The 26,381-nt window shown below is 67.1% G+C and carries 31 protein-coding genes and 1 tRNA gene; 18 read left to right on the top strand and 14 right to left on the bottom strand.

The window, feature by feature from the left end; all coding sequences use genetic code 11:
* Positions 1–102: 102 nt before the first annotated feature.
* Entirely contained in the window at positions 103–936 is an 834-nt protein-coding gene (locus IE113_RS03975) for a PhzF family phenazine biosynthesis protein (protein ID WP_189539133.1), read from the top strand.
* Here IE113_RS03975 and rlmN read toward each other — a convergent pair.
* From rlmN to IE113_RS03935, 8 genes are all read right to left on the bottom strand, one after another.
* Positions 933–2,195, bottom strand: coding sequence for a dual-specificity RNA methyltransferase RlmN (rlmN, locus tag IE113_RS03970; RefSeq protein WP_189539132.1), 1,263 nt, complete (start codon positions 2,193–2,195; stop codon positions 933–935). The genes IE113_RS03975 and rlmN overlap by 4 nt on opposite strands.
* 35 nt (positions 2,196–2,230) lie before the next feature.
* Positions 2,231–2,725, bottom strand: coding sequence for a hypothetical protein (locus tag IE113_RS03965; protein WP_189539131.1), 495 nt, complete (start codon positions 2,723–2,725; stop codon positions 2,231–2,233).
* An 8-nt stretch (positions 2,726–2,733) separates the two neighbouring features.
* On the bottom strand, positions 2,734–2,937 hold the full coding sequence (locus tag IE113_RS03960) for a hypothetical protein (protein ID WP_189539130.1): 204 nt from the start codon (positions 2,935–2,937) through the stop codon (positions 2,734–2,736).
* Complete coding sequence (locus IE113_RS03955; protein WP_189539129.1) at positions 2,937–3,116, bottom strand: DUF4169 family protein; 180 nt, start codon at positions 3,114–3,116, stop codon at positions 2,937–2,939. Before IE113_RS03955 ends, IE113_RS03960 begins: the two co-directional genes overlap by 1 nt.
* A gap of 42 nt (positions 3,117–3,158) precedes the next feature.
* On the bottom strand, positions 3,159–3,383 hold the full coding sequence (locus IE113_RS03950) for a hypothetical protein (protein ID WP_189539621.1): 225 nt from the start codon (positions 3,381–3,383) through the stop codon (positions 3,159–3,161).
* Positions 3,380–3,598, bottom strand: a complete 219-nt coding sequence (locus IE113_RS03945; protein WP_189539128.1) for a hypothetical protein — start codon at positions 3,596–3,598, stop codon at positions 3,380–3,382. The genes IE113_RS03950 and IE113_RS03945 overlap by 4 nt, the downstream gene beginning before the upstream one ends.
* A 118-nt stretch (positions 3,599–3,716) precedes the next feature.
* On the bottom strand, positions 3,717–4,202 hold the full coding sequence (locus IE113_RS03940; protein WP_189539127.1) for a GreA/GreB family elongation factor: 486 nt from the start codon (positions 4,200–4,202) through the stop codon (positions 3,717–3,719).
* Positions 4,203–4,226: 24 nt separating this feature from the next.
* Positions 4,227–6,164, bottom strand: a complete 1,938-nt coding sequence (locus IE113_RS03935) for a lytic transglycosylase domain-containing protein (RefSeq protein WP_229822136.1) — start codon at positions 6,162–6,164, stop codon at positions 4,227–4,229.
* Between the two features lie 141 nt (positions 6,165–6,305).
* Here IE113_RS03935 and dapA point away from each other — a divergent pair, with 141 nt between their 5' ends.
* From dapA to IE113_RS03910, 5 genes are all read left to right on the top strand, one after another.
* Entirely contained in the window at positions 6,306–7,187 is an 882-nt protein-coding gene (dapA, locus tag IE113_RS03930) for a 4-hydroxy-tetrahydrodipicolinate synthase (protein ID WP_189539619.1), read from the top strand.
* Between the two features lie 84 nt (positions 7,188–7,271).
* Entirely contained in the window at positions 7,272–7,754 is a 483-nt protein-coding gene (gene smpB / locus IE113_RS03925; protein WP_189539618.1) for an SsrA-binding protein SmpB, read from the top strand.
* Positions 7,751–8,317 (top strand): DUF2062 domain-containing protein, encoded by a 567-nt coding sequence (locus tag IE113_RS03920; RefSeq protein WP_229822135.1) that lies wholly within the window; start codon positions 7,751–7,753, stop codon positions 8,315–8,317. The genes smpB and IE113_RS03920 overlap by 4 nt, the downstream gene beginning before the upstream one ends.
* Entirely contained in the window at positions 8,314–10,737 is a 2,424-nt protein-coding gene (locus IE113_RS03915; protein WP_189539125.1) for a hybrid sensor histidine kinase/response regulator, read from the top strand. The genes IE113_RS03920 and IE113_RS03915 overlap by 4 nt, the downstream gene beginning before the upstream one ends.
* Before the next feature lie 47 nt (positions 10,738–10,784).
* A complete protein-coding gene (locus IE113_RS03910; RefSeq protein WP_189539124.1) occupies positions 10,785–11,561 on the top strand; it encodes a thioesterase family protein in 777 nt (258 codons plus the stop codon).
* Positions 11,562–11,576: 15 nt separating this feature from the next.
* Here IE113_RS03910 and aroB read toward each other — a convergent pair whose 3' ends face one another.
* Both aroB and IE113_RS03900 read right to left on the bottom strand, forming a co-directional pair.
* A complete protein-coding gene (gene aroB, locus IE113_RS03905) occupies positions 11,577–12,683 on the bottom strand; it encodes a 3-dehydroquinate synthase (RefSeq protein WP_189539123.1) in 1,107 nt (368 codons plus the stop codon).
* Positions 12,674–13,243, bottom strand: a complete 570-nt coding sequence (locus IE113_RS03900) for a shikimate kinase (protein ID WP_189539122.1) — start codon at positions 13,241–13,243, stop codon at positions 12,674–12,676. The genes aroB and IE113_RS03900 overlap by 10 nt, the downstream gene beginning before the upstream one ends.
* 62 nt (positions 13,244–13,305) lie before the next feature.
* On the opposite strand from IE113_RS03900, the gene IE113_RS03895 reads away from it, so the two are divergent.
* The 5 genes from IE113_RS03895 (at position 13,306) to IE113_RS03875 (ending at position 18,782) form a co-directional block, all read left to right on the top strand.
* Complete coding sequence (locus IE113_RS03895; protein ID WP_229822134.1) at positions 13,306–13,476, top strand: hypothetical protein; 171 nt, start codon at positions 13,306–13,308, stop codon at positions 13,474–13,476.
* On the top strand, positions 13,473–15,332 hold the full coding sequence (locus tag IE113_RS03890; RefSeq protein ID WP_229822133.1) for a hypothetical protein: 1,860 nt from the start codon (positions 13,473–13,475) through the stop codon (positions 15,330–15,332). The genes IE113_RS03895 and IE113_RS03890 overlap by 4 nt, the downstream gene beginning before the upstream one ends.
* Before the next feature lie 4 nt (positions 15,333–15,336).
* Positions 15,337–16,215: a tyrosine recombinase gene (locus tag IE113_RS03885; RefSeq protein ID WP_189539612.1), complete on the top strand. Its 879-nt coding sequence runs from the start codon at positions 15,337–15,339 to the stop codon at positions 16,213–16,215.
* A 16-nt stretch (positions 16,216–16,231) separates the two neighbouring features.
* Positions 16,232–17,176, top strand: a complete 945-nt coding sequence (locus tag IE113_RS03880; protein WP_189539120.1) for an acetyl-CoA carboxylase carboxyltransferase subunit alpha — start codon at positions 16,232–16,234, stop codon at positions 17,174–17,176.
* A 130-nt stretch (positions 17,177–17,306) separates the two neighbouring features.
* Positions 17,307–18,782, top strand: a complete 1,476-nt coding sequence (locus tag IE113_RS03875) for a M48 family metalloprotease (RefSeq protein ID WP_189539119.1) — start codon at positions 17,307–17,309, stop codon at positions 18,780–18,782.
* A 66-nt stretch (positions 18,783–18,848) separates the two neighbouring features.
* Here the strand turns inward: IE113_RS03875 and IE113_RS03870 are convergent, their stop codons facing one another.
* Positions 18,849–19,040 carry a Flp family type IVb pilin gene (locus IE113_RS03870; protein WP_189539118.1) on the bottom strand — a complete coding sequence of 64 codons (192 nt, stop codon included), beginning with the start codon at positions 19,038–19,040 and terminating at the stop codon, positions 18,849–18,851.
* Between the two features lie 94 nt (positions 19,041–19,134).
* Positions 19,135–19,326, bottom strand: a complete 192-nt coding sequence (locus tag IE113_RS03865) for a Flp family type IVb pilin (protein ID WP_189539117.1) — start codon at positions 19,324–19,326, stop codon at positions 19,135–19,137.
* 65 nt (positions 19,327–19,391) lie between these two features.
* On the opposite strand from IE113_RS03865, the gene IE113_RS03860 reads away from it, so the two are divergent.
* Both IE113_RS03860 and IE113_RS03855 read left to right on the top strand, forming a co-directional pair.
* Positions 19,392–19,823 carry a (deoxy)nucleoside triphosphate pyrophosphohydrolase gene (locus IE113_RS03860; protein ID WP_189539116.1) on the top strand — a complete coding sequence of 144 codons (432 nt, stop codon included), beginning with the start codon at positions 19,392–19,394 and terminating at the stop codon, positions 19,821–19,823.
* Positions 19,824–19,868: 45 nt separating this feature from the next.
* A tRNA-Arg gene (locus IE113_RS03855) sits at positions 19,869–19,945 on the top strand.
* 198 nt (positions 19,946–20,143) lie between these two features.
* On the opposite strand, the gene IE113_RS03850 is transcribed toward IE113_RS03855, so the two are convergent.
* Complete coding sequence (locus IE113_RS03850) at positions 20,144–20,902, bottom strand: class I SAM-dependent methyltransferase (protein ID WP_189539115.1); 759 nt, start codon at positions 20,900–20,902, stop codon at positions 20,144–20,146.
* A 43-nt stretch (positions 20,903–20,945) separates the two neighbouring features.
* Here IE113_RS03850 and IE113_RS03845 point away from each other — a divergent pair, with 43 nt between their 5' ends.
* Genes IE113_RS03845 through IE113_RS03835 form a run of 3 tightly spaced genes read left to right on the top strand, consistent with a single transcriptional unit; the run spans position 20,946 to position 23,599 of the window.
* The gene (locus IE113_RS03845; protein WP_308430039.1) at positions 20,946–22,496 is read left to right on the top strand and encodes a phospholipase D-like domain-containing protein; all 1,551 of its coding nucleotides are present in this window, start codon (positions 20,946–20,948) and stop codon (positions 22,494–22,496) included.
* A 16-nt stretch (positions 22,497–22,512) separates the two neighbouring features.
* The gene (gene folE / locus IE113_RS03840) at positions 22,513–23,121 is read left to right on the top strand and encodes a GTP cyclohydrolase I FolE (protein WP_189539114.1); all 609 of its coding nucleotides are present in this window, start codon (positions 22,513–22,515) and stop codon (positions 23,119–23,121) included.
* Positions 23,122–23,125: 4 nt separating this feature from the next.
* Complete coding sequence (locus tag IE113_RS03835; protein WP_189539113.1) at positions 23,126–23,599, top strand: hypothetical protein; 474 nt, start codon at positions 23,126–23,128, stop codon at positions 23,597–23,599.
* A 65-nt stretch (positions 23,600–23,664) separates the two neighbouring features.
* Here the strand turns inward: IE113_RS03835 and IE113_RS03830 are convergent, their stop codons facing one another.
* Positions 23,665–24,144: a peroxiredoxin gene (locus IE113_RS03830; RefSeq protein ID WP_189539112.1), complete on the bottom strand. Its 480-nt coding sequence runs from the start codon at positions 24,142–24,144 to the stop codon at positions 23,665–23,667.
* A gap of 179 nt (positions 24,145–24,323) precedes the next feature.
* On the opposite strand from IE113_RS03830, the gene IE113_RS03825 reads away from it, so the two are divergent.
* Positions 24,324–24,782: an S-adenosyl-L-homocysteine hydrolase gene (locus IE113_RS03825; protein WP_189539111.1), complete on the top strand. Its 459-nt coding sequence runs from the start codon at positions 24,324–24,326 to the stop codon at positions 24,780–24,782.
* A gap of 127 nt (positions 24,783–24,909) precedes the next feature.
* Positions 24,910–26,325 (top strand): adenosylhomocysteinase, encoded by a 1,416-nt coding sequence (gene ahcY, locus IE113_RS03820; protein WP_189539110.1) that lies wholly within the window; start codon positions 24,910–24,912, stop codon positions 26,323–26,325.
* The last annotated feature ends 56 nt before the right edge of the window (positions 26,326–26,381 follow it).

The raw sequence follows: 26,381 nt of genomic DNA, 5'->3' as shown, positions 1-26,381 counted from the left end.
ACCTTGCGCCGGATCGCCAAAACGGGCGATGAACGGCGCGTTGGACAGTTGCCTTGCCGCGACGAGCGGTTAGCCCTGCGTCCGCCTGAAGGAGAATCGCGCATGCAGCTTGATCTGGTCGATGTGTTCGGGGCGCGGGCCATGGCGGGCAATCCGCTGGGCGTGGTCCACGCCGCTGACGGGATGAGCGCCGAGGCGATGCTGCGCCTGACGCGCTGGATCGGCTTTTCGGAGTGCACCTTCCTGCTGCCGCCGACGCATCCCGATGCCGATTACCGGGTGCGGATTTTCTATCCGGCGGGCGAATTGCCGTTCGCGGGCCATCCGACGCTGGGCACGGCCCACGCCTGGTTGCGCGCCGGGGGACAGCCCAAGCGCGCGGGCGTGGTCGTGCAGGAATGCGGGGTCGGGCTGGTCGAGGTGCGGATCGAGGGCGAGCTGCTGGCGTTCAAGGCCCCGCCGCTGGTGAAAGGCGGGCCGCTCTCGGCGGAGGAGCGGGCCGAAGTGGCGCGGCTGACCGGGGTGGACGAAGCGGGCATCGTCGATGCGGTGCACGCCAACAACGGACCGGGGTGGAAACTGCTGCGGCTGCGCTCTGCCGCCGCTGTGCTGGCGGCGCAGCCGGTGGCCCGCGCGCCGCTGGGCACCGATGTGGGGCTGGTCGGGCCGCATGACGACAGCGATCCGGCCTGGGAAGTGCGCGCGTTTTTCGCCAACGCCAATGGCGAGCTGAAGGAAGATCCCGTTACTGGCAGCCTCAATGCCGCCACCGCCCAATACCTGTTCGCCAGCGGTCTGGCGCAGGATCGCTATATCGCGCGGCAGGGCCAGCAGATCGGCGCGGACGGCCGCGTGCATTGCCGGATCGAGCCGGACGGCGCAGTCTGGATCGGCGGGCGGGTGGATACCATCGCCGCCGGGGCGGCGCTGCGTTAGCCCAGCGCGGCCTGCTTTTCCTCGGCCAGACGGTCCAGTTCGGCGCGGCTCATCTTCTGGGCGGCGGTTTTCAGCTGGCCGCAGGCCGCGTCGATGTCGCGCCCGCGCGGGGTGCGCACCGGGGCGCTGATCCCGGCTTCGAACACGATGTCGGAAAAGCGGCGGATACGCTCTGGCGTGGAGCATTCATAGATCGCGCCGGGCCAGGGGTTGAACGGGATCAGGTTGACCTTGGCGGGCAGCTTGTACTGCTTGATCAGGCGGACCAGTTCGCGTGCGTCGGCATCGCTGTCGTTCTTGTCCTTGAGCATGACGTACTCGAACGTGATGCGCCGCGCGTTCGATGCGCCGGGGTAATCGGCGCAGGCCTGCAGCAATTCTTCAAGGCCATACTTGCGGTTGATCGGGACGATCTCGTCGCGCACGTCCTTGGAGACGGCGTGGAGCGAGACGGCCAGGTTGACGCCGATTTCTTCGCCGCACTTGGCCATCATCGGCACGACGCCGCTGGTCGAAAGGGTGATGCGGCGCTTCGACAGGGCGAGGCCATCGCCGTCCATCACCAGCTTCAGCGCATCGCGGACGTTGTCGAAGTTGTACAGCGGCTCGCCCATGCCCATCATGACGATGTTGGTGAGGAGGCGTCCGTCAGAGGAATAGCCGCCGTCCTCGTCGACCAGATCATCGCCCAGTGCGGCCAGATCGGCCTGGCCCGCGCGCGGCCATTCGCCCAGCGCGTCGCGCGCCAGCATGACCTGCCCGACAATCTCGCCCGGCGTCAGGTTGCGCACCAGCCGCATCGTGCCGGTGTGGCAGAACCGGCAGTTCAGCGTGCAGCCGACCTGGCTGGAAACACACAGCGTGCCGCGGTCCGCATCGGGAATGAAGACCATTTCGAATTCGTGGCCGTCATCGGTGCGCAGCAGCCACTTGCGGGTGCCATCGCTGGAATGCTGGGCCAGCACGATTTCCGGCCGGCCGATCACGAACCGCTCCGCCAGCCAGGGCCGCATGGTCTTGGCAATGTCGGTCATCGCCTCGAAATCGGTGACGCCGCGGTGATAGAGCCAGTGGAACACCTGCTTGGCGCGCAGCTTGGCCGCCTTGGGGTCGAGCCCGGCGGCGGCGAACAGTTCGGCAATGCGCGGGCGGGGCAGGCCGATCAGGTCGATGCGGCCATCGGCACGCGGGGTGATGTCGCGCGCGACGGGCACCGGATCGATCTGTCCGGGGATGGGCATAAGTGCAGTATCGGCCATAAGCGCGGCGATATAGTGCGCCGCGCCCGGAAAAGCTAGCGAATGGCGGCACACCCCACGGCGGCGGCGTCCATTGCGGTTGCGGCCCCGGCCAGTTGCCAGGTGTTGGAAAAGCCGCGGCCGCGCGCATCGCGGGCGCTGACGGTCATTTCACGGGCCGACCGCATGGCCGCGACGATGGCGGCATCGCCGCGCTTGTCCACCGCCCAGGCATCCCCGCCACCGCCCGTCAGGGGGATTTTCTGTCCGCCTATGCTGAGCGTGATCTTCGCATCCGCCGCCAGCTTGCGCGACAGGCGAAAGTGGACCTGCCCGCGCACGCCCTGCCTGGGCCAATAGGCCACATCGGCATAGGGCTGGTAATCGCGTTGCAGCGTGGAGGGCGCGGCCTTGGCGATGGCGTAGCAGCGCGGCACGGCGGGATCGCGGAAGGCGGCCCATTCGCCGAACATCCCCAGCGCATCGCGGGCGAGCGCCGGGCTGGCCAGCGCGGCCAGCGCAAGGATCGCGGCGGGAACGACGGGTTTCATCGGCGGCGCTATTGCCCGATCAGGTCGAGGTAGGCCACCACATCGTTGTCGGTGGCGATGAATAATCCGCCCTGCAATTCCTCTGGCTGGGCGGCCGCCATGGCCAGCGCCTCGGCCAGCGGGGCATAGCACAGCGTGGTCGCCGCGCCGCCTTCCTGCTCGCTGTCGAGGTGATAGAGCCGCACGGTGGCATGGTCATACGTGGTGCGCATCAATCGTCCCCGCGCTTTGCGCCGTCCAGTTGCCGGGCGGCGCGGGCTTCGTCCAGCGCGCGAACCTGTTTCACGGCCTTGGTCTGGCCAAACCGGGCGCGGTTTTCCGCCGCTGCGACTTGCGCGTCGCTGCGGGCGCGGGCCTTGCGGGCCAGGCGGAGATTGATGATGTCAGCCATGCTCCGCCAGCCTTGCCAGAAGCAGCGCTGGCGGGAAAGGCCTTACCAGGCGCCGGGCACGCGGTAGAACGGAAAGCGCTTCACCGCTCCGGTAATCAGGTGCTTTTTCAGGCGCGCGCGGATTTCATCCGCCCCTTCGATGGTGACGCAGACCAGGTGCGTGCCGACGCCCGGCAGCGGCTCGATGGCGCTGACCTTGACGTTGCGGGTTGCGCATTCGGCCAGCACTTCGGCCTCGGTCAGCTTGATGTTCATCGCCCGGCTCATGCGGCGCACTCGCACTGGCTGAAATCGGCGGCGGGATCGGCAATCGCGGCCCAGCCGTGCGATGCGGGCGCGCCAGAGCGGAATTGCAGGCAGGCAATCGTGCCGGCCAGCGCCTCGGCCGCGGCCACGTGGGTTGCGCGCAGCGAGCGCGAGCCGCTGGCCGCCGCGCGGATCAGCAGCACTTGATGGCGAAAATACAGGGAATTGAGGTCCATGAATGGGCTCCGGCCAGTAAGCGGGAGCACGGATGGTCTCTCAGCCGCGGACGCTTACAGGCGAAATACCGCGATGCCGCCGATATAGGGATGAAACCCGGAAATGGAAAGCGCCGCCTCACGCGGCGGGATAAGAAATCTCCAGCACTTCCCATTCCTTCTCGCCCCCGGGCAGGCTGACCCGGCGCAGATCGCCCGGCGCCGCGCCGCGCAGCGCGCGGGCGAGGGGGGCGCTCCAGCCGATCAGGCCCGCGCTGGCATCCTGTTCGTCGTCACCGACCAGGGTCAGGGTACGCTGGTTGTCGTCCTCGTCCGCGATGGTCACGGTTGCGCCGAACCAGACGCGGCCGCGGTCCTCCTGCCGGGCAGGATCGACGACCCGGCAGAACTTCATCCGCCGGGCCAGATGCGCCAGCTCGCGGTCGATCTCGCGCATCCGCTTGCGGCCATAGAGGTAATCGCCGTTCTCGCTGCGGTCGCCATTGCCGGCGGCCCAGCTGACGATCTCGACGATCGCGGGGCGCTCGGTCCCCAGCAGGTGGTCATAGCGCGCGCGCAGGGCGGCAAACCCGGCGGGCGTGATCGGAGGGCCTTCAGGTTTCATTGGGCAGGCTTCATTGGGCAGGCTTCATCCGGGCTGGCGCTTGCCCATGAACCGGCTGAGCGGATTGGGACCGGGCATCCGGGCGCGGGCCGGGTGCATCGTTTCATAGACGACCGCGTTTTCCAGCACGCGCTGGACATAGCCGCGCGTTTCCGAAATCGGGATCTTCTCCACCCATTCAATCCAGTCGACCGATCCGTTGCGGGGATCGCCGTTCAGCCGCAGCCACTTGTTCACGTTGCCCGGACCGGCGTTGTAGGCCGCGATGGCCAGGGGATAGCTGCCGCCGAAATAGTCCAGCACGCGGGCGAAATAGGCATTGCCCAGCGTGATGTTATAGCCCGCGTCCAGCGTCAGCGCCTGCTGGTCATAGGCCAGTTCCATCTTGCCCGCCTGCTCGCGCGCGGTGCCCGGCATCAGCTGCATCAGCCCCCGCGCACCCGCATGGCTCACCGCGTTCATCGCGAACTGGCTTTCCTGCCGGGTGATGGCGTGGATGATCGTCCAGTTGCCGCCTTCGGGAATCGGGATCAGCGGAAAGCCGATCTGCTGGAAATCGCCGAACCCGTCCGTATGCGCGGCCTGCGCCAGGATCACGCCCAAGTCGCGCCGCCCCAGTTCGCGCGCCAGCTCGGCCACCAGCACGTGCTCCGCCTCGGTTTCGGCCTGGTTGGCGATTTCCCGGAAAAAGCGCACCCCGGTCGGCCAGTCGCTCTCGCGTGCCACTTCGCGCACGGCCAGCGTCAGGGCGCGGGCGTTGAAGGCGTCCCGCTCGGCCCGGGTCGGGACAACGCGGGGGACGTTGTTGAAGGCGGGCATGGCCCGGCCCAGCCGTTCCAGCGCCAGCATCCCGTAATACTGATCGGGAAAGGCGGCGGCCATTTCGAAATAGCGGTTCGCCTCGGCCACCCGGCCTGCCGCCGCCATCGCGCGGCCGGCCCAGTAGAAGCCCTTGGTGCGCGTCTGCGGCGTGCGCGCTGCCGCGCCGTAGCGCCAGAACAGCGGCGCGGCCCGCGCCCCGTCGCGCAGCCCGTTCAGCGCCATCGTCCCGCCCAGCCACATCAGCGAGGTGTAGTCATCGCGAATCTGGAACGATTCGCGGGCGACATCGGTGCCGGGGGCAAAGGCATCGTCGATCAGGCTTGCGATCCGCACCGCGCTGTCGGCATCGGCGCGGCGGGCGTTGGCCAGCTGCTCGGCAATCCACTTGCGCACGTCCTGTGGCGGGGCGGCCAGCGGCGCGCGATAGGCCAGCAGGCTGATCGCCTCGGCCTGGCGCCCGGCCTGCCGCAGCATCCGCGCGCGGTTGTAGAGATAGCCGGGATCGCGCAGCACTTCCGCGCCGGGTTGCAGCGCCGTGCCATTGGGGTCAGTGCCGTTGGCCAGCCCCATCCGCGCCAGAAAGCGCGGGCGGGCGGCGGCGGAAACATAGAGCAACTGCCGCTCCGCCTGCGCCGAAGCCCCGGCCCACAGCAAGGCGTCCATGCGCGCATCGTGATCCGCCGGAGTCAGGGTGTGGGCAATCCGCGCCGAGAGCGCCGCTTCTGCGGCATCGCTCATCGCGCCGCCGCGCCAGGCCGCGCGCGCCACCGTCAGCGCCTCGGGCCGGTTCAGCGCGAACAGGGCAAGGGCATATTGCGCACGGGCGGCGTTGGTGACGGGGGCAAAGCGATCGAAAAAGGCAACCGTCCGGCCGGGTTCGGCGCTTTCGCGTTCCAGCGCGCGCTCGGCCCAGACCCGGATCTTGGCCTCTTCCGGAAAGCCCGGATAGCTGAGCATGAAGCCCGAATAATCGGCAAAGGTGAAGCGTTCCGAGGCGGATAGCAGCTTCCACCGCGCAATCGCCTGCGCCATGTTTCCGGCGGGCGCGGCGCGCAGCGCGGCGCGGGCGCGGTCCCACTCCGCCCCGTCACGGTCGGCACCGGACTGGGCCAGGGCCGCATGCGGAGCGATAGCCAGCATTACCAGCAACAAAGGAATTGTCTTGCGGTGCATACTGGACATTTTCGCCAAAGGCTCCTTATCAGGCGATGAATGATGGGATACCCCGAACGCGGGGCGGCCGGTGCCGTCACCTATGGGGCAAGTGCAAAGGTAAAGTCCATGTTTTCCGGCTCGATTCCGGCTCTGGTCACCCCGTTTCGCGATGGCGCCTTCGATGAAAAGGCGTTTCGCCGCCTGGTCGACTGGCAGATCGAGAACGGCTCGGCCGCGCTCGTTCCCTGTGGCACCACGGGTGAGGCATCGACCCTGTCGAACGCCGAACACCACCGCGTGATCGAGGTCTGCATCGAACAGGCCGCGGGCCGGGTGCCGGTGATCGCGGGCTGCGGATCGAACGACACGATGAACGCCCGCCTGCACCTGAACTTTTCCAAGAAGAGCGGCGCGGCGGCGGGGCTGTGCGTTGCGCCCTATTACAATCGTCCCAGCCAGGAAGGGCTGATCGCGCATTTCAGCTTCCTGGCCGAAAACACGGAACTGCCGATCGTGCTCTACAACGTGCCGGGGCGGACCGTGACCGATCTCAAGCCGGAAACTGTGATCGAGCTGGTGCGGCGCTATCCCGACACCTTCATCGCGATCAAGGACGCCAGCGGCGACCTGTCGCGCGTGACCGATCATCGCATGGGAATTTCGAAGGACTGGTGCCAGCTCGCCGGCGACGATGAACTGGCCCTGCCGTTCAACGCGGCGGGCGGCGTAGGCTGCATTTCGGTGACGGCCAATGTCGCGCCCAAGCTTTGCGCGGAATTCCAGGCGGCGTGTGCCGAAAACAACCTGGAAAAGGCGCGCGAGCTGAACGACAAGCTCTATCCGCTGCACTACGCGATGTTCGACGATGCCTCGCCGGGGCCGGTCAAGTACGCGCTGAGCCGCGTGCACGACTGGATCGGGGAAGAGCTGCGCCTGCCGCTGGTCCCGTGCAGCGCCGCCGCCCGCAAGGCGGTGGATGCGGCGCTGGAACACGCCGGGCTGGTCTGACGGGCAGGTTTCCGGGCAGTTCGGTAAAAAGGGGGCGTTTGATACGTTTCTTTTTTACCAAACCCTCCCTACATGCGCCCTATCATGGCCCGCCCGACCCACGCCCAGTTCGACAAGAAGAAAGTCGTCGCCGAGAACCGGCGCGCGCGTTTCGACTATTTCATCGACGAGACGTTGGAAGCGGGCATCATGCTGACCGGGACCGAGGTGAAGAGCCTGCGCTTCGGCGAAGGCTCGATCGCCGAATCCTATGCCGAAGTGAAGAATGGCGAGGTCTGGCTGGTCAATTCCAACGTCCCCGAATTCAGCCACGGCAACCGTTACAACCACGAACCCAAGCGTCCGCGCAAGCTGCTGCTGCACCGCCGCGAAGTTGATCGCCTGCAAGGGGCGGTTGAACGCAAGGGCATGACGCTGGTCCCGCTGTCGGTCTATTTCAACGGACGCGGCCGGGCCAAGGTGGAACTGGCGCTGGCGAAGGGCAAGAACGTGGCGGACAAGCGCGCGACCATCAAGGAACGCGACTGGAAGCGCGAACAGTCCCGGATCATGCGGGACTACAAGTGAGCGCGCTGGTTGCCCGCATCGCGGCCTGGGCCAACCGCAACATGCCCCGGCGCGAGGAGCTGGAGCACAGCCGCTTCGTCGGCCCGTTCGCGCGTCGGCCGGAACTTTGGCGCTTCACGCGCCGCTCGGTGCCGCGCGGTGTCGCGGTGGGCCTGTTGGTGGGCATCTTTGCGCTGATCCCCGGCATCCAGATCCTGGGCGCGGCGCTGATGTGCGTGCCGAGCCGGGGCAACATCCCGATTGCCGCGCTGATGACCTTCCTGTCCAATCCCGCGACCACCCCGCTGATCCTCGCCGGGTCGATCTACCTTGGTAACAAGCTGGGATTTCATGCTGATATTTCGACGTTTTATTCGTTGATGGAGCATGGGGCCGGGGTGCGCGAATGGGCCTACTGGATGCTCTCGGATGCCGCTCCGGCGCTGGTGATCGGGCTGTTCATCATCTCGACCGTGACCGCTGCGGTGGGCTATCTGGTGGCTTCGTTCACCTGGAACTGGTGGGTCCGGCACAAGCGCCGGGCGAAGCTTGAGCAACTGATGGCAGGACGCGAAACCAAATGACGGCACGCCGCGAGGCGTCAGGCGACAGTCGCCCGCAAGGCGCGCTGGTGATGGGCGCGGCCGTGGTGCTGAGCATCGCGGCGGTCTGGTTCACCACGCGCCAGCCGGTGCTGGTGGGCGTGTTCGCGGCCGGCATCGCGGCATTCGGCAGCATTGCCTGGGCCTTTTACCGTCCGAAGCCGGTGGTCCTTGAACCCGAACAGGTGATCCCGGACTGGTCCGTCACGGTTGCGGCGATCGACCGGCCGGATTGCGCCGTTGCCATCATCGACCGTGCCGGGCGGCTGGTCTGCGCCAACGCCCGGTTCGAGGAATGGTTCGGCACGGGCCAGGCCCCGCCGCGCCTGCCGGTGGACAATCCCTCGCTGGAACGGCTGGCCAAGGCGGGCCGGGCGGGCTGGCGCGACGGGCGCGGGCAGGCCGATGTGGTGGAAGGGCCGACCGGTCGCTGGCGGGCCGAGGCGCTGCGCGCGGGGCGCGGCGATGATTACCTGGTCTGGACGATCCAGCCGCTGGTCGCGTCCGATCCGGTGGCGGAACTGGTTCCGCACCTGACCGGCAAGCTGGGCCGCGCGCTGGCGCAGGCCGGCATTTCCGCCGCGATTGTCGATCCCGATGGCAAGATCCGCATCGCCAGCCCCGGCTTTGCCCTGCGCGCCGTGGGCGATGCCGCCGCGCTGCTGAGCGGAGAGGATTTCGTCAGCCTCCTGCGTCAGGACGAGCGCGACCGGATCAGCTGGGCGCGCGAGGGCAAGCGCGGCGCGCCGCTGACGATGTATTACCTGCCGGTGGCCGATCCCGATGCCGCAGGCGGGCTGGATTACGAACAGGCCCCGTCGCTGATGCTGCTGGTCGATCAGGGCGTCGGCATTGGCGGTGGCGGCGGAGAGGGATCGGCCGCCGCGCCGCATCTTGAGGCGCTGCTCAGCCAGTTGCCGCTGGGGTTGGCGATGGCCGATCGCGACGGGCGGCTGCTGTTCGCGAACCCGGCGTTCATGCGTGCGGCCGGGCGCGAGGGCGATGCGCCGCCGATCTATCCGACCGACCTGGTGGTGCAGGAAGACAAGGGCCCGCTGTCCGACGCGATCCGCCGGTTTGCGCAAGGCGGGGTTAGCAGCGGCGACATTGCCGTGCGGTTGCGGCACCAGCCCGAAGACCCGGTTTCGCTGAGCCTCGCGGGCGTGCGCGGGCTGGGTGAAGCGGCGGTCTTGCTGGGGCTGACCGACAGCACCGAGGAAACCCGCCTGAAGCGGCAGGTGGCGCAGGCGACCAAGATGCAGGCCGTCGGCCAGTTGGCGGGCGGGGTCGCGCATGATTTCAACAACGTGCTGACCGCGATCCTGGGCACCTGCGACCTGATGCTGCTGCGCCACACGCCCGGCGACAGCGATTACGACGATATCCAGCAGATCCGTGCCAATTCCAACCGCGCGGCCAGCCTGACCCGGCAATTGCTGGCGTTCTCGCGCCAGCAGACCCTGCGCCCGGAAGTGCTGCAATTGCCTGACGTCGTGTCGGACGTGTCGCACCTGCTCAAGCGGCTGATCGGCGAGAAGATCCAGCTGGTCGTGACTCACGACCGCGATCTGGGCCCGGTCCGCGCCGACCCGACACAGCTGGAACAGGTGATCGTCAACCTGGCGGTGAATGCCCGCGATGCCATGCAGGCGCGCAGCGAGAGCGGTGGCAAGCTGACCCTTGCGACCCGCCGGGTCACCGCGGCCGATGTGCGGGCGATGCGCAGCGCGATCATGCCGCAGGCCGATTACACCGCGCTGATCGTGGAGGACACCGGCACCGGCATTCCCCCCGATCACCTCGGCAAGATCTTCGAGCCCTTCTTCACCACCAAGGAGCAGGGCAAGGGCACCGGGCTGGGCCTCTCGACGGTCTATGGCATCGTCAAGCAATCGGGCGGGTTCATCTTCGCCGACAGCGAAGTCGGGCGCGGCACGCGCTTCACGGTCTACCTGCCGGTCCACAATGCCTTGCCCGAAGAACGCGCGGCCAAGGCGGCCAAGCCTGAAGTCGTGACCGAATGGGCCGGGGGCGGGCGCATCCTGCTGGTCGAGGACGAGGACATGGTCCGCGCCGTGGCCGAACGCGCCCTGACCCGCGCGGGCTATACCGTCACCACCGCTGCCGATGGCGATGAGGGACTGGAAATCGTCGAAGGTGGCGCGCAGTTCGACCTGATCGTGTCCGACGTTGTGATGCCGGCGATGGACGGCCCGACGATGGCCCGCGAAATCCGCAAGCTGGCCCCGGACCTGCCGGTTCTGTTCATGTCCGGCTATGCCGAGGAACAGCTGCGCAAGGAGATCGACATTGCCAATGTCCACTTCCTGCCCAAGCCGTTCTCGGTCCAGCAGATCAGCGACAAGGTCGGGGCGGTGCTCTCCGCCAGCCTGCGCGGCTGAGGCAGTGAGCGGTTGACCTGCTTTCCGTTTACGTCAATGGAAAGCCGATGAGTTTGCCCGATACCCTCTCGAACCTGCGCCGCATCGACGGCGGCTTTGCCACGATCGTGCCCGACGGCTGGATGCAGGGCCGTACCAGCTATGGCGGGTTCTCCGCCGCACTGGCGCTGGAGGCCGCGCGCGGGCTGGCGGACGATCTGCCGCCGCTGCGTTCGGCCCAGGTCAGCTTCATCGGTCCGCTGGCGGGCGAAGTGGAAGTGCGCGCCCGCATCCTGCGGCGCGGGCGCAATGCCAGCTGGATCAGCGCCGAAGTATCGAGCGCGGCCGGGGTGGGGCTGACGGCGACGTTCGTGTTCATGGGCGCGGTCGACAGTGCGCTGCACCTGCACGAAGTGCCGCCGCCCGCCAACGTGGTGCCGGTTGACCAGGCCAAGCCGCTGCCGGAAGGGCGCGGCCCCGGCTTTGCGGGCCATTTCAACCGCCGCTTCGGCTTGCCGCGCACGGATCGGCCGGAACCGGAAATCGGCTGGTGGGTGCAGCTGAAGGACCGGGAGGGGCTGGACCCGATGGTAGAGCTGATGCTCTGCGCCGATGCCCTGCCGCCGGGCGTGCTGTTCATGATGCCGAACCCCGCGCCGATCAGTTCGATGACCTGGCTGGTCAACCTGCTGACCCCGCTGCCCGAAACGCGCGACGGCTGGTGGCTGCTGCGTTCGGCCGGAAACTATGCCGAGAAGGGCTGCTCCAGCCAGGACATGGCGATTTGGAATGCCGATGGCACGGCGGTGGCCGTGGGGATGCAGTCCATCGCCCTGTTTGGTTGAACGAAGCCTGGCTGATCAGCGCGCCAGTTCTTGGTCGAGGAACGCGGCGACGTCGGCCAGCTCCACGTCCTTGGCCAGAAACGCCTCGCCAATCGCGTTCAGCAGCAGGAAGGGCAGGGTACCGGCGTCCATCTTCTTGTCGTGGAGCATGTGCGCGGTCAGCGCCGCGCCGTCGCAGTTCAGGCCCAGCGCGCTGATGTTGCCGATCATGCCCGCGTCGGCGAAGTGCCGGGCGATCCGCTCTGCCTGCGCCGCCGGGAAATGGCCGCGCCGCGCGGAGTAGCGCGCCGCCAGCACCATCCCCAGCGCCACGCCTTCGCCGTGCAGCAGCCGGTCGGAAAATCCGGTCTGCGCTTCCAGCGCGTGGCCGAACGTGTGGCCCAGGTTGAGCAGCGCGCGCAGGCCCAGCGTCTCGCGCTCATCCGCTTTCACGATCTTTGCCTTTGCCTCGACCGAGCGGGACACGGCATATTCGCGCAAGGCGGGATCGCCCGCCAGCATTGCCGCACCGTGGGCCTCGCACCAGTCAAAGAACGCGGCGTCGCCCAGCAGGCCATACTTGACCACTTCGGCATAGCCCGCCTGCAATTCGCGGCGGGGCAGGGTGTCGAGCGCGGCCAGGTCTGCCAGCACCAGCGCGGGCTGGTGGAACGCGCCGACCAGGTTCTTGCCCGCGGGCGTGTTGATCGCCGTCTTGCCGCCGACGCTGGAATCGACTTGCGCCAGCAGGGTGGTGGGCAGCTGGATGAAGTTGCAGCCGCGCTTGACAATCGAGGCGGCAAATCCGGTCAGATCACCGATCACCCCGCCGCCCAGCGCGAGGATATGGTCGCCGCGCTCCACTTCCTCGGCCAGCAGCCAGTCGACTAGCGCGGCCAGCTGGTCCCAGCTCTTGGTCGCTTCCCCGGCTGGCAGGATCCGCCAGGCTGGCTCATGTCCGGCAGCGACCAGCGAGGCTTCGACCACGTTGCCCCACGCGGCGTGAACCCGTTCGTCCGTGACGATCGGCACGCGCTTCTTGCGCAGCCGCCCGGCGCATTGCTGGGCCACAGTTTCCAGCAGGCCGGTGCCGACCCGCACTTCATAGGGACGGCCAGCGATATCGACCGGGATCACAGCCATGCCTGGATTCCTTTCAGCACCTTGCCCAGCGTCCGCCCATGCGGGCCGCGCGTGCTGATGACGTGGATGGGGGCCTGTTCATAGGCGGGGCGGCGCTCGTCGCGCAGCCGGGTGAGGATTTCGCGCGGGTTGCCCTGTTTCAGCAACGGGCGGTTGTCCTTGCGCCCGACCCGTTCGAGCAGCGTCTCGACATCGCTGTCGAGCCAGATGGCAATGGCCCGATCAAGGATCAGCGCGCGGGTTTCCGGATTGACGAACGCCCCGCCGCCGGTGGCGATCACCTTGCGCTCGCCATCCACCAGCCGCGCGATCACGCGGCGTTCGCCGTCGCGGAAGTGGGCTTCGCCAAAGCGTTCGAAAATTTCGGGAATCGTCATTTGCGCGGCGCGCTCGATCTCGTCGTCAGCATCGACGAATGGCATGTGCAGCAGGGTCGCCAGCTTGCGTCCGACGCTGGACTTGCCGACGCCCATCATGCCGACCAGCACCAGCGGCCGGTCGATCCGCCGGGCCAGCGCCTCGATTTCGGGGGCGGACAGGGTGGTTTCGTCAAGTTCCATTGCGGCCCCGCCTATAGTTGCGCTAGTCCGCAGCGCAAGCATTGCGCAAGGTGAGGTCGCGGGTGGCGGTAAGAATCGGGAAAATCTGGTGGCTGGCAATCGGCGGGGCGGCGCTGGCGGCGCTCTTGGCCTATGCCTGGGCCGATGGCGGCCTGCGCCCGGTTCGCCCGCTGGCTCAGCCGGTGGCCCTGCCGGGAACCGTGCCCCTCGATGCGCCGGAGATCGGACAGTGAAGCGGATTTCCCTGTTGCTGGGCGGCGCGGCGCTGGCGCTGACCTCAGCCTTTGCGATTGCGCAGGATTCGCCGGAATCGCTGCTGCCCCCCGGTTTTGACAAGCCGCGCCCCAGCCGCACGCCAGCTGCCGCGCCTGCGGCCGCTGCGCCTGCCGCCAAATCCAGCGCCGCCGCGCAGCCTGCCAGCGGATCGGTATCGGTGCCAGTGGTCCAGCCCGTGCCGGGCGCGGCTGCCAGTGCGATCCCGACTCTCCCCAGCGGGATGCGGATTCCCACGCTCAAGGAACTGGAGGAAATGTCTCCGGATGAGCTGGACGAGTTGCTGGGGCTGAAGCCCAAGTCCGACATGCCTGCCGCCGCGCGCCGCTCGATGAAGCAGGTCGGCGTTCTGGCCGCCAGCGAGGGCGGCTTTGCGGCCGGCTCGGTCGCGCGGCAGAACGCCCGCCTGATCGAGGCCGCGTTGGACAAGAACAACGGGCGGATGGTGTCGCGCTGGGGGCACATCCTGCTGCGCCGCGCGCTGGCCTCACGGCTGGATGCCCCAGCGGGCATGAACCCGGCCGATTTCACGGCCAAGCGTGCGGCGCTGTTGCTGCGCATGGGCGAGGGCGATGTGGCCCGCGCGCTGGTGCAGGACGTTGACGCGGCGAATTATTCGCCCGCGCTGATCCAGACAGCGATGGATGCTTATGCCTTCACCGCCGACATCACCGGCATCTGTCCGGTCGTCTCGGTGCATGGCGGCGTGCGCAAGGACCCGGATTGGCAGGTGCTGCGCGCCGTCTGCCAGTCGTTCCAGGGCGACAGCACCGCCGGCATGACCCAGCTCGACCGGCTGGAAGGGGGCAAGGTCTGGCCCAAGATCGATATCCTGCTGGCCCAGAAATATGCCGGCGCGGCCGGCAAGGCGCGCCGGGCGGTAACCATCGAGTGGGACGGCGTGAATGAAATCACCCCGTGGCGCTATGCCCTGACCATCGCCACCGGGCTGGAGCCGCCAGCCGCCCTGATGCGCGGAGCGCCGCGCCGCTATGCCTACAGCGCGGCGCTGGCGCCGATGGTGCCGCTGCAATCGCGCGCGGCCGGGGCCGACCAGGCGGCAGCGGCGGGCATCCTGTCGAGCGCGGCGATGGTGGACCTCTACAGCCAGATCTACGCGCAGGACGATATCAGCGGTGACTGGTCGCAAGCGGCGGAGACGCTGCGCACGGCCTATACCGCGTCTGCTCCGGCGGACCGCATGGCGGCGATTCGCACGTTGTGGGATGGCGGCAGCGATCCGGTCGCGCGCTATTCGCGGCAGGTGCTGACCGCCTATGCCGCCGCGCGCATGCCGGTTGCGCCAGACTTTGCCGACGATGCGCCCGACTTGATCGCCTCGATGCTGGCGGCGGGGCTGGACCAGAACGCCCTGCGCTGGGCCGCGCAGGCCGAATCCGGTTCGCTGGCGTGGGGCATCCTGGCCGTTGCCGCGCCGACGCGGGCCAGCCCGGTGGACAGTGCGGCGCTCAGCAGCTTCAAGAGCGGCGATGACAGCGATGCCGCCCGCAAATCGCAGTTCCTGCTGGCCGGCCTGATGGGCCTGCGCCGCGTGGACGATGCCGCCGCGCGCGATTTCGCGGCGGACCTGGGCCTCGACCTGACCCGGCAGACGCGCTGGACGCGGCTGATCGAACAGGCTGCCGATACCAACAACCGCGCGCTGGTGGCCTTGCTGGCCGGGGTGGGGATGCAGGGCGATGGCTGGAACCGGATGACGGGGCTGCACCTCTATCACATCGTTGCGGCGCTCAACCGCGTCGGGCTGGGCGCGGAAGCGCGGATGATCGCGGCCGAAGCGGTCGCGCGGGGATAAGCCGATTTCCGCCGCGATTTCCGCGTTCCTTGCCATGCTCGCGGCAGAACGCGGGGCGGCGGCAAACACGCTGGCGGCTTATGCCCGCGACCTCGCCGGGGCCGAGGAGGCAATCGGCGATCTGGTGGCGGCGGATGGGGCGGCACTGGCCTCGCTGGGCGGTGCCTGGGCGGATCTTGCGCCGTCCAGCCTGGCCCGCAAGTGCTCGGCGCTGCGCCAGTTCTATGGTTTCCTGCTGGATGAGGGACTGCGCACGGACGATCCGTCGCCCGCCCTGCCGCGCCCGCGCACCCGCCGCCCGCTCCCGCGCCTGCTCAGCCATGCAGAGGTCGAGGCGATGCTGCGCCGGGCCGAGGATGAGGCGGCGGCGGATCGTCCCGAAGCCGTGCGGCTGCTGACCCTGCTGGAACTGCTCTATGGGTCGGGCCTGCGCGCGACGGAACTGGTATCGCTGCCGCAGAACGCGGTGCCGCGCGATGCGCCGTTCCTGACCGTGACCGGCAAGGGTGGGCAGCAACGCATGGTCCCGGTCAGCACCCGTGCGCGCCACGCGCTGTCGCGCTGGCTGGCGGTGCGCCCGCCGGGGGGCAGGCTGCTGTTCCCGTCGCGCTCCGGCGCGGGGCATATTACCCGGATCCGGCTGTACCAGTTGCTGCGCGAACTGGCGGGAAGGGCCGGGATCGACCCGCAAAAGGTCAGCCCGCACGTGCTGCGCCATGCCTTTGCCACGCACCTGCTGGAAGGCGGGGCGGACCTGCGCGTGCTGCAAGCGCTGCTGGGCCATGCCGACATCGCGACCACCCAGATCTATACCCATGTGGACAGCGCGCGGCTGGTGGCGCTGGTGAATGCGCGGCATCCCCTTGCCGTGCGCGGCGCATGAGGCTAGCGCAGCGACCATGGTTTCCTATCTCGAATTCGAAAAGCCCGTCGCCGCGCTCGAAGCCCGCATTGCCGAGCTGCGCTCTGCCGCGGGCGGCGATGTCGATATCAGCGCCGAGCTGCGCCGCCTTGAAAAGAAAAGCGCGGACCTGCTGGCCAGCACCTATGCCGCGCTGACGCCCTGGCAGAAGACGCAGGTCGCGCGGCACCCGATGCGCCCGCACTTCAAGGATTTCGTGGAGCTGGCCTTCACCGATTTCGTGCCGCTGGGCGGGGATCGCTATTACGGCGACGACCAGGCGATCATCGGCGGCTTCGCGCGACTGGGTGGCCGCCGGGTCATGCTGATCGGCCACGAAAAGGGCAACGACACGCAGAGCCGGATCAAGCACAACTTCGGCATGGGCAAGCCCGAAGGCTATCGCAAGGCGATCCGCCTGATGGAAATGGCCAGCCGGTTTGGTCTGCCGGTGGTGACGCTGGTCGATACCTCGGGCGCGTTTCCGGGGGTCGAGGCGGAAGAGCGCGGCCAGGCCGAGGCAATTGCCCGTTCGACCGAGGCGTGCCTGGCGCTGGGCGTGCCGATGGTGGCGGTGATCGTGGGCGAAGGCGGCTCCGGCGGCGCGGTGGCGCTGGCCAGCGCGGAACGCGTGCTGATGCTGGAACACGCGGTCTATTCGGTGATCTCGCCGGAAGGCTGCGCCTCGATCCTGTGGCGCACCAACGAACGCGCGGCCGATGCGGCCGAAGCGATGAAAGTGACCGCGCAGGATCTGCTGGCGCTGGGCGTGATCGACCGGATCGTGAAGGAACCGATCGGCGGTGCGCACCGCGATCCGACCGGGGCCGCCCTGGCGCTGGCCAAGGTGATCGGCGAGGAACTGGATACGCTGGCCAAGCTGCCTGCGGAAAAGATCCGCGCCATGCGCGAGGAACGCTTCCTGCGGATCGGCGAGGGCTGAGGCCCGCGACACTTCGGCACAGCGCCGTTCAGCGGCGGGTCATCCCAGGGCTGGCTATCAGGCCTTTTCAACCGCTTGGCGAGGGCGTAGCCCTTGTCGTGGTTAATTTGGCCTTGAGGAGAAGCCAGCCATGTCGCGCCCCATCCGTCCCGTTCTGATTGCCAGCGCGGCGCTGGCCGCCGTTGCCATTCCGCAGGCCGGCACCATTGCCCAGTCCGGCACGGGCGTGGTCCAGTCGATCAGCGCCAAGGACAAGCAGCAGGGGGCAGAGGCGCACCCGCAGCTGGTGGCCGAATTCGGCGGCGCGATGACCGGCATGCAGGCACAATACGTCGAATCGGTCGGCAAGAAGATCGCCGTCCAGTCCGGCCTCAGCAACGCGCAGAGCGATTTCACGGTCACGCTGCTCAATTCGCCGGTGAACAACGCTTTCGCGATCCCCGGCGGCTATGTCTACACCACCCGCCAGCTGGTGGCCCTGATGAACAACGAGGCGGAACTGGCCGCCGTGCTGGGGCACGAGGTTGGCCACGTGGCCGCCCGCCATGCGGCCAAGCGCCAGAGCGCGGCAACGCGCAACGCGGTGATTGGCGTGCTGGGCAGCGTGCTGTCGGGCGTGCTGCTCAAGAACAGCCAGGTCGGCCAGGTCCTGCAACAGGGCTTCATGCAGGGATCGCAGCTGCTGACCCTGAAGTATTCGCGCGGGCAGGAAACCGAGGCGGACAACCTGGGCATCGCCTATCTGAACAAGGCCGGATACGATCCGCGCGCGATGTCGACCGTGCTGGGCAGCCTCGCGGCGCAGAACACGCTCGATGCCCGGCTGATGGGATCGACCGACAAGGTGCCGGAATGGGCTTCTACCCACCCGGACCCGGCCTCGCGCGTGCGCACCGCGCTGACCCGCGCGGGCAGCACGGCCAAGGGCGTGACGAATCGCGACCTGTTCCTCAGCCGGATCGCCGGGCTGACCTATGGCGACGATCCCAAGCAGGGCATTGTCGACGGGCACAAGTTCACGCACCCCGATCTGAAGCTGACGTTTACCGCGCCCAACGGCTTTTACCTGGTCAACGGCACCCGCGCGGTGGCGATCACCGGGCAGGCGGGGAAGGCGCAGTTCACCACCGCCGCTTATGCGGGGGACATGGACGCCTATGTCCGCTCGGCGTTTGCGTCGCTGACCGAATCGGGGCAGCAGCAGATCACGCCCGGCGCGATTTCGCGCACCACGGTGAATGGCATTCCCGCCGCTTACGCGCTGGCGCGGGTCGCCTCTGGCGGCAGCCAGGTGGACGTGGTGGTGTTTGCCTATGAATGGGCGAAGGATTCGGCGTTCCACTTCATCACCATCGTTCCTGCCGGCAACACCGCCCTGTTCGACGGGATGTTCCAGTCTATGCGGCGGATCACGGCGGCCGAGGCAACCGCGGTGAAGCCGCGCAAGCTGGTGGTGGACACTGTCAAGAAGGGCGACACGGTGCAGTCGCTGGCCAAGCGCATGGCCTATACCGCTGCGCAGGAAGACCGTTTCCGGGTGCTCAACGGTCTGGCGGCCGGGGCCACGGTAACAGTCGGGCAAAAGGTCAAGCTGGTCACCTATTGACCCGCGCATACGAAAAGGGCGGCAGGTTTCCCTGCCGCCCCGAACGTTTGCCAGTTGGCTGCCAGCTTAGTTGCCGGCGCCAGCCTGGTTGGCTTCCTGCATGGCCGAGGAAGTCGTGTTGAAGGTGGTGCCCAGTTCGTTGCCCAGGCCCTGCATCGCGGTGATCGCGGCAACGGCGATGAGGGCAGCAATCAGACCGTATTCGATCGCGGTGGCGCCGTCTTCGTTCTTGAAAAACTTGTTGATGAGCTTCTTCATGGTCAGTCTCCTTAAGGCAGTCTATTAAACCCGGCTCGCTTTGGTTTCCCCGTTTGAGCATTTGCAGAACTAGGTATTATTCCTTGAAAAATACTTAATTCCTGGAGGACTTTTGCGTGGCCGCTTTTTGCTTCGACGCGACGTCAGTCCACATGGACTGGGTTTCGTTGGTGAAGCCGTTGAAAGCACCAACCATGGCAATCACGATCAGCGCGCAAATCAGCCCGTACTCCAGAGCGGTGGCCCCGGCCTTGTCAGCAAACAGTCGTTTGATAATGGCCAGCATGGGTCCCCTCTCCGCGAGATCAGGCGGATGGCCCGGTTTCGCAGCAGTTCCCTAAGAAAAGGTTTATGGCCGTGGCGGTGGTGCCAAAAATTCCGACAATCGTGCCGGTGGTGGCGGCGGCGCTGATCGACCCGGCGGGGCGGGTGCTGATGCAGCAGCGCCGGATCGGCAAGGCGCATGGCGGGCTGTGGGAATTTCCCGGCGGCAAGGTGGAACCGGGCGAATCGCTGGAGGGGGCCCTCGTGCGCGAGATTGCCGAGGAGCTGGGCGTGGTGCTGACACCCGCCGCGCTGGCGCCGCTGAGCTTTGCCGCAAACCCCGGCGATCCGCATGTCGTGCTGCTTTACACCTGCCGCGCGTGGACCGGGGAGCCGCGCTGCCTGGATGGTGAAGCGATCGGCTGGTTCGCGGCCGATGCACTGGCGAACCTCGCCATGCCGCCGCTCGACGTGCCGCTGGCGTCCGCGGTGAAAGAACTTATCGACAGGTGCAATTAGGGCCTTGCCAAGGTCGGAGCAGGCCCCTATTGGCGCCTCTCCAACGCGCCCGTAGCTCAGCTGGATAGAGCATCAGACTACGAATCTGAGGGTCGGACGTTCGAATCGTTCCGGGCGCGCCATATACAAAAGGGTCCACCGCAAGGTGGGCCCTTTTGTATATGGCGGGTCTGAGCCAACGCTGCGGACTTTCGGAGTCGCAGCGAAGCGGAGACGACCGAGCCCGCAGGGCGAGGGCAATCGTTCCGGGCGCGCCAAAATCCCCCGCCGGTCTGTTGACCTGGCGGGGGTTTTTATTTTCGGGCCGTATTGCCTGTTTTTCAGCCGTCCTGAGCGGCTGCGTTTTTGCGAAACAGCACTGCCGGCTCCACCGCGCCAACCAGCAGCCGGTCATCGGGTCCATAGAGCAGCGTCTGCGGCGCATGGTCGCTCATCCGCAGCGGATCGGCCGCATAATGCAGTGCGACCGGCGTGTCGCGAAAACGGAAGTGCGCGTGATAGAGCGCCAGCCAGCCACCCGGCGCGACATGCCGGTCCAGCCGGGCGATCGTTTCCGCAAAGCGCGCGAACGGCAGCACGGCGGCGCAGCTGGCCGGTCGATCCGCTTCCAGCACCCCGTGACGCAGCACGGCCATGGCCAGCACGGCATCGAACGCCTCACCCGGAAGCGGCGCGTCGGCGAGGCGGTAATCGCTGCGGGGATCGGGATCGGCGGCGCGTGCCTGCGCGATCATCCGGCGGTTGAGGTCCAGCCCCACGATCCGCGCCTGGGGCAGGCGGCGGCGCAGCGAGCGCACTTCGGCCCCGCTGGAGCAGCCGAACGACAGGATCCGCGGCTCCGGCACATGGCGCAGCCGCTCGGCCAAGGCATCGAACAATTGCGGATAGCGTTCCTCGAACGTGTCGGGGAAGGGCTGCAGGATGCGTGTCGCCTCATGGCGTCGCAGGCGGTCGATTTCGCGCAGGCCGGGATCGAGCAGGCGGCGCACCAGGCGGCCCAGCGGCATGGCACCGGGAATCCGGCCCGCGAATCGCCGCGCGACGGCGGCGAGGGCGGATTGTTGGGGATCGAGCACCATGCGGCCTTGGTGTCATACGCCGGGGCCTAGGGAAAGGGCGCGATTGCCCCTTATCGCGGCGGATGACGCGCGAGCCAAGCCGGGTTACACATGGGCCATGACCGAACACGGCGGCACGGCAGGGGATCAGGAGGCGCCATCCGTCTGGCGCTTCGCCCGCGCCAGCCGCGCGCACGTGGTGGTCGATGCGGCGGATTACTTTGCGCTGATGCAGACCGCGATGCTGCGCGCGCGCCAGCGGATCATGCTGATCGGCTGGGACTTTGACACCCGCATTCACCTCGGCACCGGTCGGCGCATCTGGCATCGTCCCAGCAAGACCGAGATGCCGGCACGGCTAGGCAGCTTCGTCGTCTGGCTGTGCCGCCGCACGCGCGAACTGGAAGTGCGGGTGCTGAAATGGAACTTCGGCGCGCTGAAGTTCATCTTCCGTGGTTCGATGGTGGTCGATCTGATCCGCTGGTGGCTGCACCGGCATATCGATTTCAAGTTCGACGCCGCGCATCCGCTAGGGTGCAGCCATCACCAGAAGGTCGTGGTGATCGACGATACCTTTGCGGTCTGCGGCGGGATCGACATGACGTCCGACCGCTGGGACACGCCTGAACACCGCGAGGACGACGAGCGGCGCAAGATGCCGTGGGGGCGGCGGGTATTCCCGCCCTGGCACGACCTGTCGATGCTGGTCGAGGGCGACGCGGCGGGCGCGTTGGCCGAACTGGGGCGCGAACGGTGGCGCAATGCGGGCGGTGTGCCGATGGAGCCATGCGCCCCCAGCCGCGCCACGGCCTGGCCCGCGACGATCAAGGCGGAATTCGAGGATGTGGAGATCGGGATTGCCCGCACCCGCGCCGCATGGGGCGGGCTGGGCGAGCTGCGCGAGGTGGAGAACCTGTTCATCGAACATATCCGCCGCGCCCGGCGCTTCATCTATGCCGAAAGCCAGTATTTCGCGGCGCGCACCATTGCCGAGGCGATCGCCGAGCGCATGGCGGAGCCGGACCCGCCGGAAATCGTCCTGATCAACCCGCTGACGGCATCCGGCTGGCTGGAGCAGAAGGCGATGGACGGCGCGCGGGCGCGGCTGTGCCATGCCATTGCCGAGCGCGACCATCGTGGCCGGTTCCGCGTCTATGTGCCGCGTAACGCGGCGGGCACGCCGATCTATGTCCATTCCAAGATGATGATCGTCGATGACGAAATTGTCCGGATCGGTTCTGCCAACATGAACAACCGCTCGCTGGGGCTGGACAGCGAATGCGACGTGTTCATCGACGCCGCGCGCCCCGGCAACGGCCATGCCATGCCGGCGATTACCCGGCTGCGCCACCGGCTGCTGGCCGAGCATCTGGGCCTGTCGGTCGAGGCGGTGGAGGCGGCGCTGGCCGCCGACCCCTCGATGATCGCGCTGATCGAACACAGCACAAAGCATGGGAAGCGACTGGACGCTTTGGTCTTGCCTCCGTTGAGCGAAGCGGAGAAAGCGGTTGCCGACAAGGCCCTGCTCGATCCTGAGCGGCCGGAAGAACTGTTCGAGCCGTTCAGCAAGCGGCGCGGGCTGTTCCGCGGGGGGATGTTGCGCCGTCCGCGCTGAGGGGAAAGGTTTGAGGATGAGCTGCGATTCCGACGCCGGCGATGCCGGCCCGATGGCCAAGCTTCCGGTTCCGGAGCACGTGCAGGACGCGATCCGCACCCTGATCAGCTGGGCGGGGGACGACCCGAGCCGCGAGGGCCTGCTGGATACGCCGGCCCGCGTGGCGCGGGCGTGGAAGGAATATTGCCAGGGCTATCAGGACGACCCGGCGATCCATCTGGCGCGCCAGTTCGAGGAAGTGGGCGGCTATGATGAAGTCGTGCTGCTGAAGGACATCCCGTTCCAGTCGCACTGCGAACACCACATGGCACCGATCACCGGCAAGGCGGCGATCGCCTACATGCCGCGGGACAAGGTGGTGGGGATTTCCAAGCTGGCGCGGGTGCTGCACGGCTATGCCCAGCGCCTGCAGATCCAGGAACGGCTGACCGCCGAAGTGGCCCAGTGCATCTGGGACAACCTGCAACCGCACGGCGTGGCCGTGGTGATCGAGGCACAGCATGGCTGCATGACCGGGCGCGGGGTCAAGACTCCGGGCGTGGGCATGGTCACCAGCCGCCTGATCGGTTGTTTCCTGGACGATCACCGCAGCCGCAAGGAAGTGCTCAGCCTGATGGGTTACTGATCCGATGCGGCGGATGATGATCGCGGCGGCGGCGCTGCTGGCGCTGGGCGGGGCGGCAGCGGTGCAGGCGGGCAAGGCCGATCCGCTGGCCGAACTGGCCGGGTATTATCCGCGCACCTGGCAGAGCGGGGACGTCAGCGGGGCGAAGTTCGACGTTACCGACGAAGTGATCATCACGCCCGTCGATGGGCAGAGCGCGGATGTCAGCTTTGCGCTGAACTTCTTCAACGGCCACACTTGCGATTTGCAGGGGCGGGCGGTGATGCAGGGGCGCAAGCTGGTGTTCACCGATCCCGATGGCTGGCAGGGCAAGGCGTGCCGGCTGGAGATCTGGCGGCAGGGCAAGGACCTGCGCTGGAGCGACCGCGATAACGGCTGCCATAGCTATTGCGGAATGCGCGGCAGTTTCACCAATGGCAAAGTGGCCCTGAAACTGCGTCAGCCGCTGGCGAACGCGCCCAAGCGGCACTCAGACTGACCCGATGGGCACAAAAAAAGGGGGCAAGAACATCGGTTCTTGCCCCCTTTTTTTATCGCAGCAACTTAGAGTTGCTCGATCATGTAGTCGGCCGCGCTGACCTTGAAGTCGCCCGGTGCTTCGACGTGGAGCTGTTCGACCACGCCGTCGTTGACCACCATCGAGAAGCGCTGGCCGCGCTTGCCCAGGCCAAAGCCGCTGCCGTCCATCGTCAGGCCCAGCGCTTCGGCAAAGTCGCCGTTGCCGTCAGCCAGCATGGTCACGTCGGCCGAACCGGCGGCCTTGCCCCACGCGCCCATCACGAACGGATCGTTGACGGCGGTGCAGGCGATTTCGTCGATGCCCTTGGCCTTCAGGTCTTCGGCCTTTTCGACATAGCCCGGCAGGTGCTTGGCCGAGCAGGTCGGCGTGAACGCGCCGGGAACCGAGAACAGCGCGACGCGCTTGCCCTTGAAGTAATCCGACGACTGCACCGCTTCGGGGCCGTTTTCGCCCGCCTTGACGAGCTTTACGTCTGGCAGCTTGTCGCCAACTGAAATGGTCATGGGATCCGTCTCCTGTGATGGTGTTGGGAATTTGCGAGTCTCTCGCAGGATATAGGGCAGCCGCCGCACTCCGCAACGTCCGGTTATGCTTAATTTCGCTTTACTGGCCCGGTTTAAGATTCCGTAAACCGGCTCCGACAGGGTGAGCCTGGCGGGACCGTCCCGCCGGGAGACTGCAGATGAACCGAGTTTCAGGGGTCGCGGCCGGAATGGCCGCAGTGGCAATGCTATGTTCCCAGCCCGTGCTGGCCGCGCCGATGAGCAAGGCGGAAAAGTTGCGGCGGCTGGATATCATGCTGATGGTTACGGGGCTGCGATGCCGCACCACGAGTGACAATTTCCAGGCCGATTATGGCCGCTTCACCACGCGCCACATCGCAGAACTCAACAAGGCGAGCGATGCGTTGAAGACCGAACTGGCCGCGAGCCACGGGGCTGGCGGGGCCAACCGCGCGCTCGACAGGCTGAGCGTGACGATGGCGAACGCCTATGGCCAGGGGCACCCGTGGCTGAACTGCGCGCAGCTGAAGCAGGTGGCGCGCGGGCTGGCCGAAGCCAGCGGGCCGGAACCGTTGCTGGCGGCGGCGGACCAGTTGCTGGCGTCGTCCGGTACGCCGCAATTTGCCTGGGCGCGCTGACCACAGGTCCATATAAAGACTTCTTTATATTTGCGCCGCTTGGGGTGAGCGGCTAAGGGCGGGACCATGCCGGTGCCGCCCTTGTCGTATGGGCCGCGCCGAAACGACGTTCACAGGAGTTAGCATCGTGGCCACTACCGCCGAAGCCGCCAAGGATTACGTGATTGCCGATATCGGCCTGGCCGACTTTGGCCGCGCGGAAATCCGCATTGCCGAAACCGAAATGCCCGGCCTGATGGCCCTGCGCGAGGAGTTCGGCCCCAGCCAGCCGCTGAAGGGCGCGCGGATCACCGGTTCGCTGCACATGACGATCCAGACCGCCGTGCTGATCGAAACGCTGGTCGCGCTGGGTGCGGAAGTGCGCTGGGCCACCTGCAACATCTTCTCCACGCAGGACCACGCCGCCGCCGCGATTGCCGCCGCGGGCATTCCGGTCTTTGCGGTGAAGGGCGAAAGCCTGGCCGAATACTGGGACTATGTCGGCAGCATCTTTGACTGGGATGACGGCACTGGCCGCACCGCCAACATGATCCTCGACGATGGCGGCGATGCCACGATGTTCGCGCTGTGGGGCGCGCGGGTCGAAGCGGGTGAAGACCTTTTCGAGCCCAGCAATGCTGAGGAAATCGAATTCTGCCGCGCGCTGAAGGCGTTCCTCAAGAAGAAGCCGGGCTATCTCACGATGTCGGTCGCGCACATCAAGGGCGTGTCGGAGGAAACCACCACCGGCGTGCACCGGCTCTACCAGATCGCCAAGGACGGCAAGCTGCCGTTCCCCGCGATCAACGTGAACGACAGCGTCACCAAGTCGAAGTTCGACAACCTCTATGGTTGCAAGGAATCGCTGGTCGACGCGATCCGCCGCGCCACCGACGTGATGCTGGCTGGCAAGGTCGCCTGCGTCGCCGGTTTTGGCGATGTGGGCAAGGGCAGCGCCGCTTCGCTCCGCCAGGGCGGCGCGCGCGTGATGGTCACCGAAATCGATCCGATCTGCGCGCTGCAGGCGGCGATGGAAGGCTATGAGGTCGTCACGATGGAAGAAGCGGTGAAGCGCTGCGACATCTTCGTCACCGCCACTGGTAACGAAGACGTCATCACCGCCGAGCACATGAAGGCGATGAAGCCGATGAGCATCGTGTGCAACATCGGCCACTTCGACAGCGAGATCCAGATCGCCGCCCTGTCGAACTACAAGTGGACCGAAGTGAAGCCGGGCACCGACCTGGTCGAATTCCCCGATGGCAAGCAGATCATCGTGCTGGCAAAGGGCCGCCTGGTGAACCTGGGCTGCGCCACCGGCCATCCCAGCTTTGTCATGTCGGCCAGCTTCACCAATCAGACGCTGGCGCAGATCGAGCTGTTCACCAAGGCTTCGGAATACAAGAACGAAGTCTATGTCCTGCCCAAGCACCTCGACGAAAAGGTCGCGGCGCTGCACCTCGAAAAGCTGGGCGTGAAGCTGACCAAGTTGTCGAAGAAGCAGGCCGATTACATCGGCGTGTCGACCGAAGGGCCGTTCAAGCCGGACCACTATCGCTACTGACCGGCTCCCGACCGGCGGAACCTGCAACTTATCACAGGGGCGGCCACTGTGCCGCC

Origin of the sequence: Novosphingobium arvoryzae (genome assembly GCF_014652615.1) — a bacterium.
Taxonomy (GTDB): domain Bacteria; phylum Pseudomonadota; class Alphaproteobacteria; order Sphingomonadales; family Sphingomonadaceae; genus Novosphingobium; species Novosphingobium arvoryzae.
Note: the sequence above shows the minus strand (reverse complement) of the source record. Positions and strands in the feature narration are given on the sequence as shown.

Excerpts from the sequence above, each read along its gene's own strand:
- IE113_RS03975 (WP_189539133.1), top strand. The coding sequence starts at position 103 with ATGCAGCTTGATCTGGTCGATGTGTTCGGGGCGCGGGCCATGGCGGGC.
- rlmN (WP_189539132.1), bottom strand. The coding sequence starts at position 2,195 with ATGGCCGATACTGCACTTATGCCCATCCCCGGACAGATCGATCCGGTG.
- IE113_RS03965 (WP_189539131.1), bottom strand. The coding sequence starts at position 2,725 with ATGAAACCCGTCGTTCCCGCCGCGATCCTTGCGCTGGCCGCGCTGGCC.
- IE113_RS03960 (WP_189539130.1), bottom strand. The coding sequence starts at position 2,937 with ATGCGCACCACGTATGACCATGCCACCGTGCGGCTCTATCACCTCGAC.
- IE113_RS03955 (WP_189539129.1), bottom strand. The coding sequence starts at position 3,116 with ATGGCTGACATCATCAATCTCCGCCTGGCCCGCAAGGCCCGCGCCCGC.
- IE113_RS03950 (WP_189539621.1), bottom strand. The coding sequence starts at position 3,383 with ATGAGCCGGGCGATGAACATCAAGCTGACCGAGGCCGAAGTGCTGGCC.
- IE113_RS03945 (WP_189539128.1), bottom strand. The coding sequence starts at position 3,598 with ATGGACCTCAATTCCCTGTATTTTCGCCATCAAGTGCTGCTGATCCGC.
- IE113_RS03940 (WP_189539127.1), bottom strand. The coding sequence starts at position 4,202 with ATGAAACCTGAAGGCCCTCCGATCACGCCCGCCGGGTTTGCCGCCCTG.
- IE113_RS03935 (WP_229822136.1), bottom strand. The coding sequence starts at position 6,164 with ATGCTGGCTATCGCTCCGCATGCGGCCCTGGCCCAGTCCGGTGCCGAC.
- dapA (WP_189539619.1), top strand. The coding sequence starts at position 6,306 with ATGTTTTCCGGCTCGATTCCGGCTCTGGTCACCCCGTTTCGCGATGGC.
- smpB (WP_189539618.1), top strand. The coding sequence starts at position 7,272 with ATGGCCCGCCCGACCCACGCCCAGTTCGACAAGAAGAAAGTCGTCGCC.
- IE113_RS03915 (WP_189539125.1), top strand. The coding sequence starts at position 8,314 with ATGACGGCACGCCGCGAGGCGTCAGGCGACAGTCGCCCGCAAGGCGCG.
- IE113_RS03910 (WP_189539124.1), top strand. The coding sequence starts at position 10,785 with ATGAGTTTGCCCGATACCCTCTCGAACCTGCGCCGCATCGACGGCGGC.
- aroB (WP_189539123.1), bottom strand. The coding sequence starts at position 12,683 with ATGGCTGTGATCCCGGTCGATATCGCTGGCCGTCCCTATGAAGTGCGG.
- IE113_RS03900 (WP_189539122.1), bottom strand. The coding sequence starts at position 13,243 with ATGGAACTTGACGAAACCACCCTGTCCGCCCCCGAAATCGAGGCGCTG.
- IE113_RS03880 (WP_189539120.1), top strand. The coding sequence starts at position 16,232 with ATGGTTTCCTATCTCGAATTCGAAAAGCCCGTCGCCGCGCTCGAAGCC.
- IE113_RS03875 (WP_189539119.1), top strand. The coding sequence starts at position 17,307 with ATGTCGCGCCCCATCCGTCCCGTTCTGATTGCCAGCGCGGCGCTGGCC.
- IE113_RS03870 (WP_189539118.1), bottom strand. The coding sequence starts at position 19,040 with ATGAAGAAGCTCATCAACAAGTTTTTCAAGAACGAAGACGGCGCCACC.
- IE113_RS03865 (WP_189539117.1), bottom strand. The coding sequence starts at position 19,326 with ATGCTGGCCATTATCAAACGACTGTTTGCTGACAAGGCCGGGGCCACC.
- IE113_RS03860 (WP_189539116.1), top strand. The coding sequence starts at position 19,392 with ATGGCCGTGGCGGTGGTGCCAAAAATTCCGACAATCGTGCCGGTGGTG.
- IE113_RS03850 (WP_189539115.1), bottom strand. The coding sequence starts at position 20,902 with ATGGTGCTCGATCCCCAACAATCCGCCCTCGCCGCCGTCGCGCGGCGA.
- folE (WP_189539114.1), top strand. The coding sequence starts at position 22,513 with ATGAGCTGCGATTCCGACGCCGGCGATGCCGGCCCGATGGCCAAGCTT.
- IE113_RS03835 (WP_189539113.1), top strand. The coding sequence starts at position 23,126 with ATGCGGCGGATGATGATCGCGGCGGCGGCGCTGCTGGCGCTGGGCGGG.
- IE113_RS03830 (WP_189539112.1), bottom strand. The coding sequence starts at position 24,144 with ATGACCATTTCAGTTGGCGACAAGCTGCCAGACGTAAAGCTCGTCAAG.
- IE113_RS03825 (WP_189539111.1), top strand. The coding sequence starts at position 24,324 with ATGAACCGAGTTTCAGGGGTCGCGGCCGGAATGGCCGCAGTGGCAATG.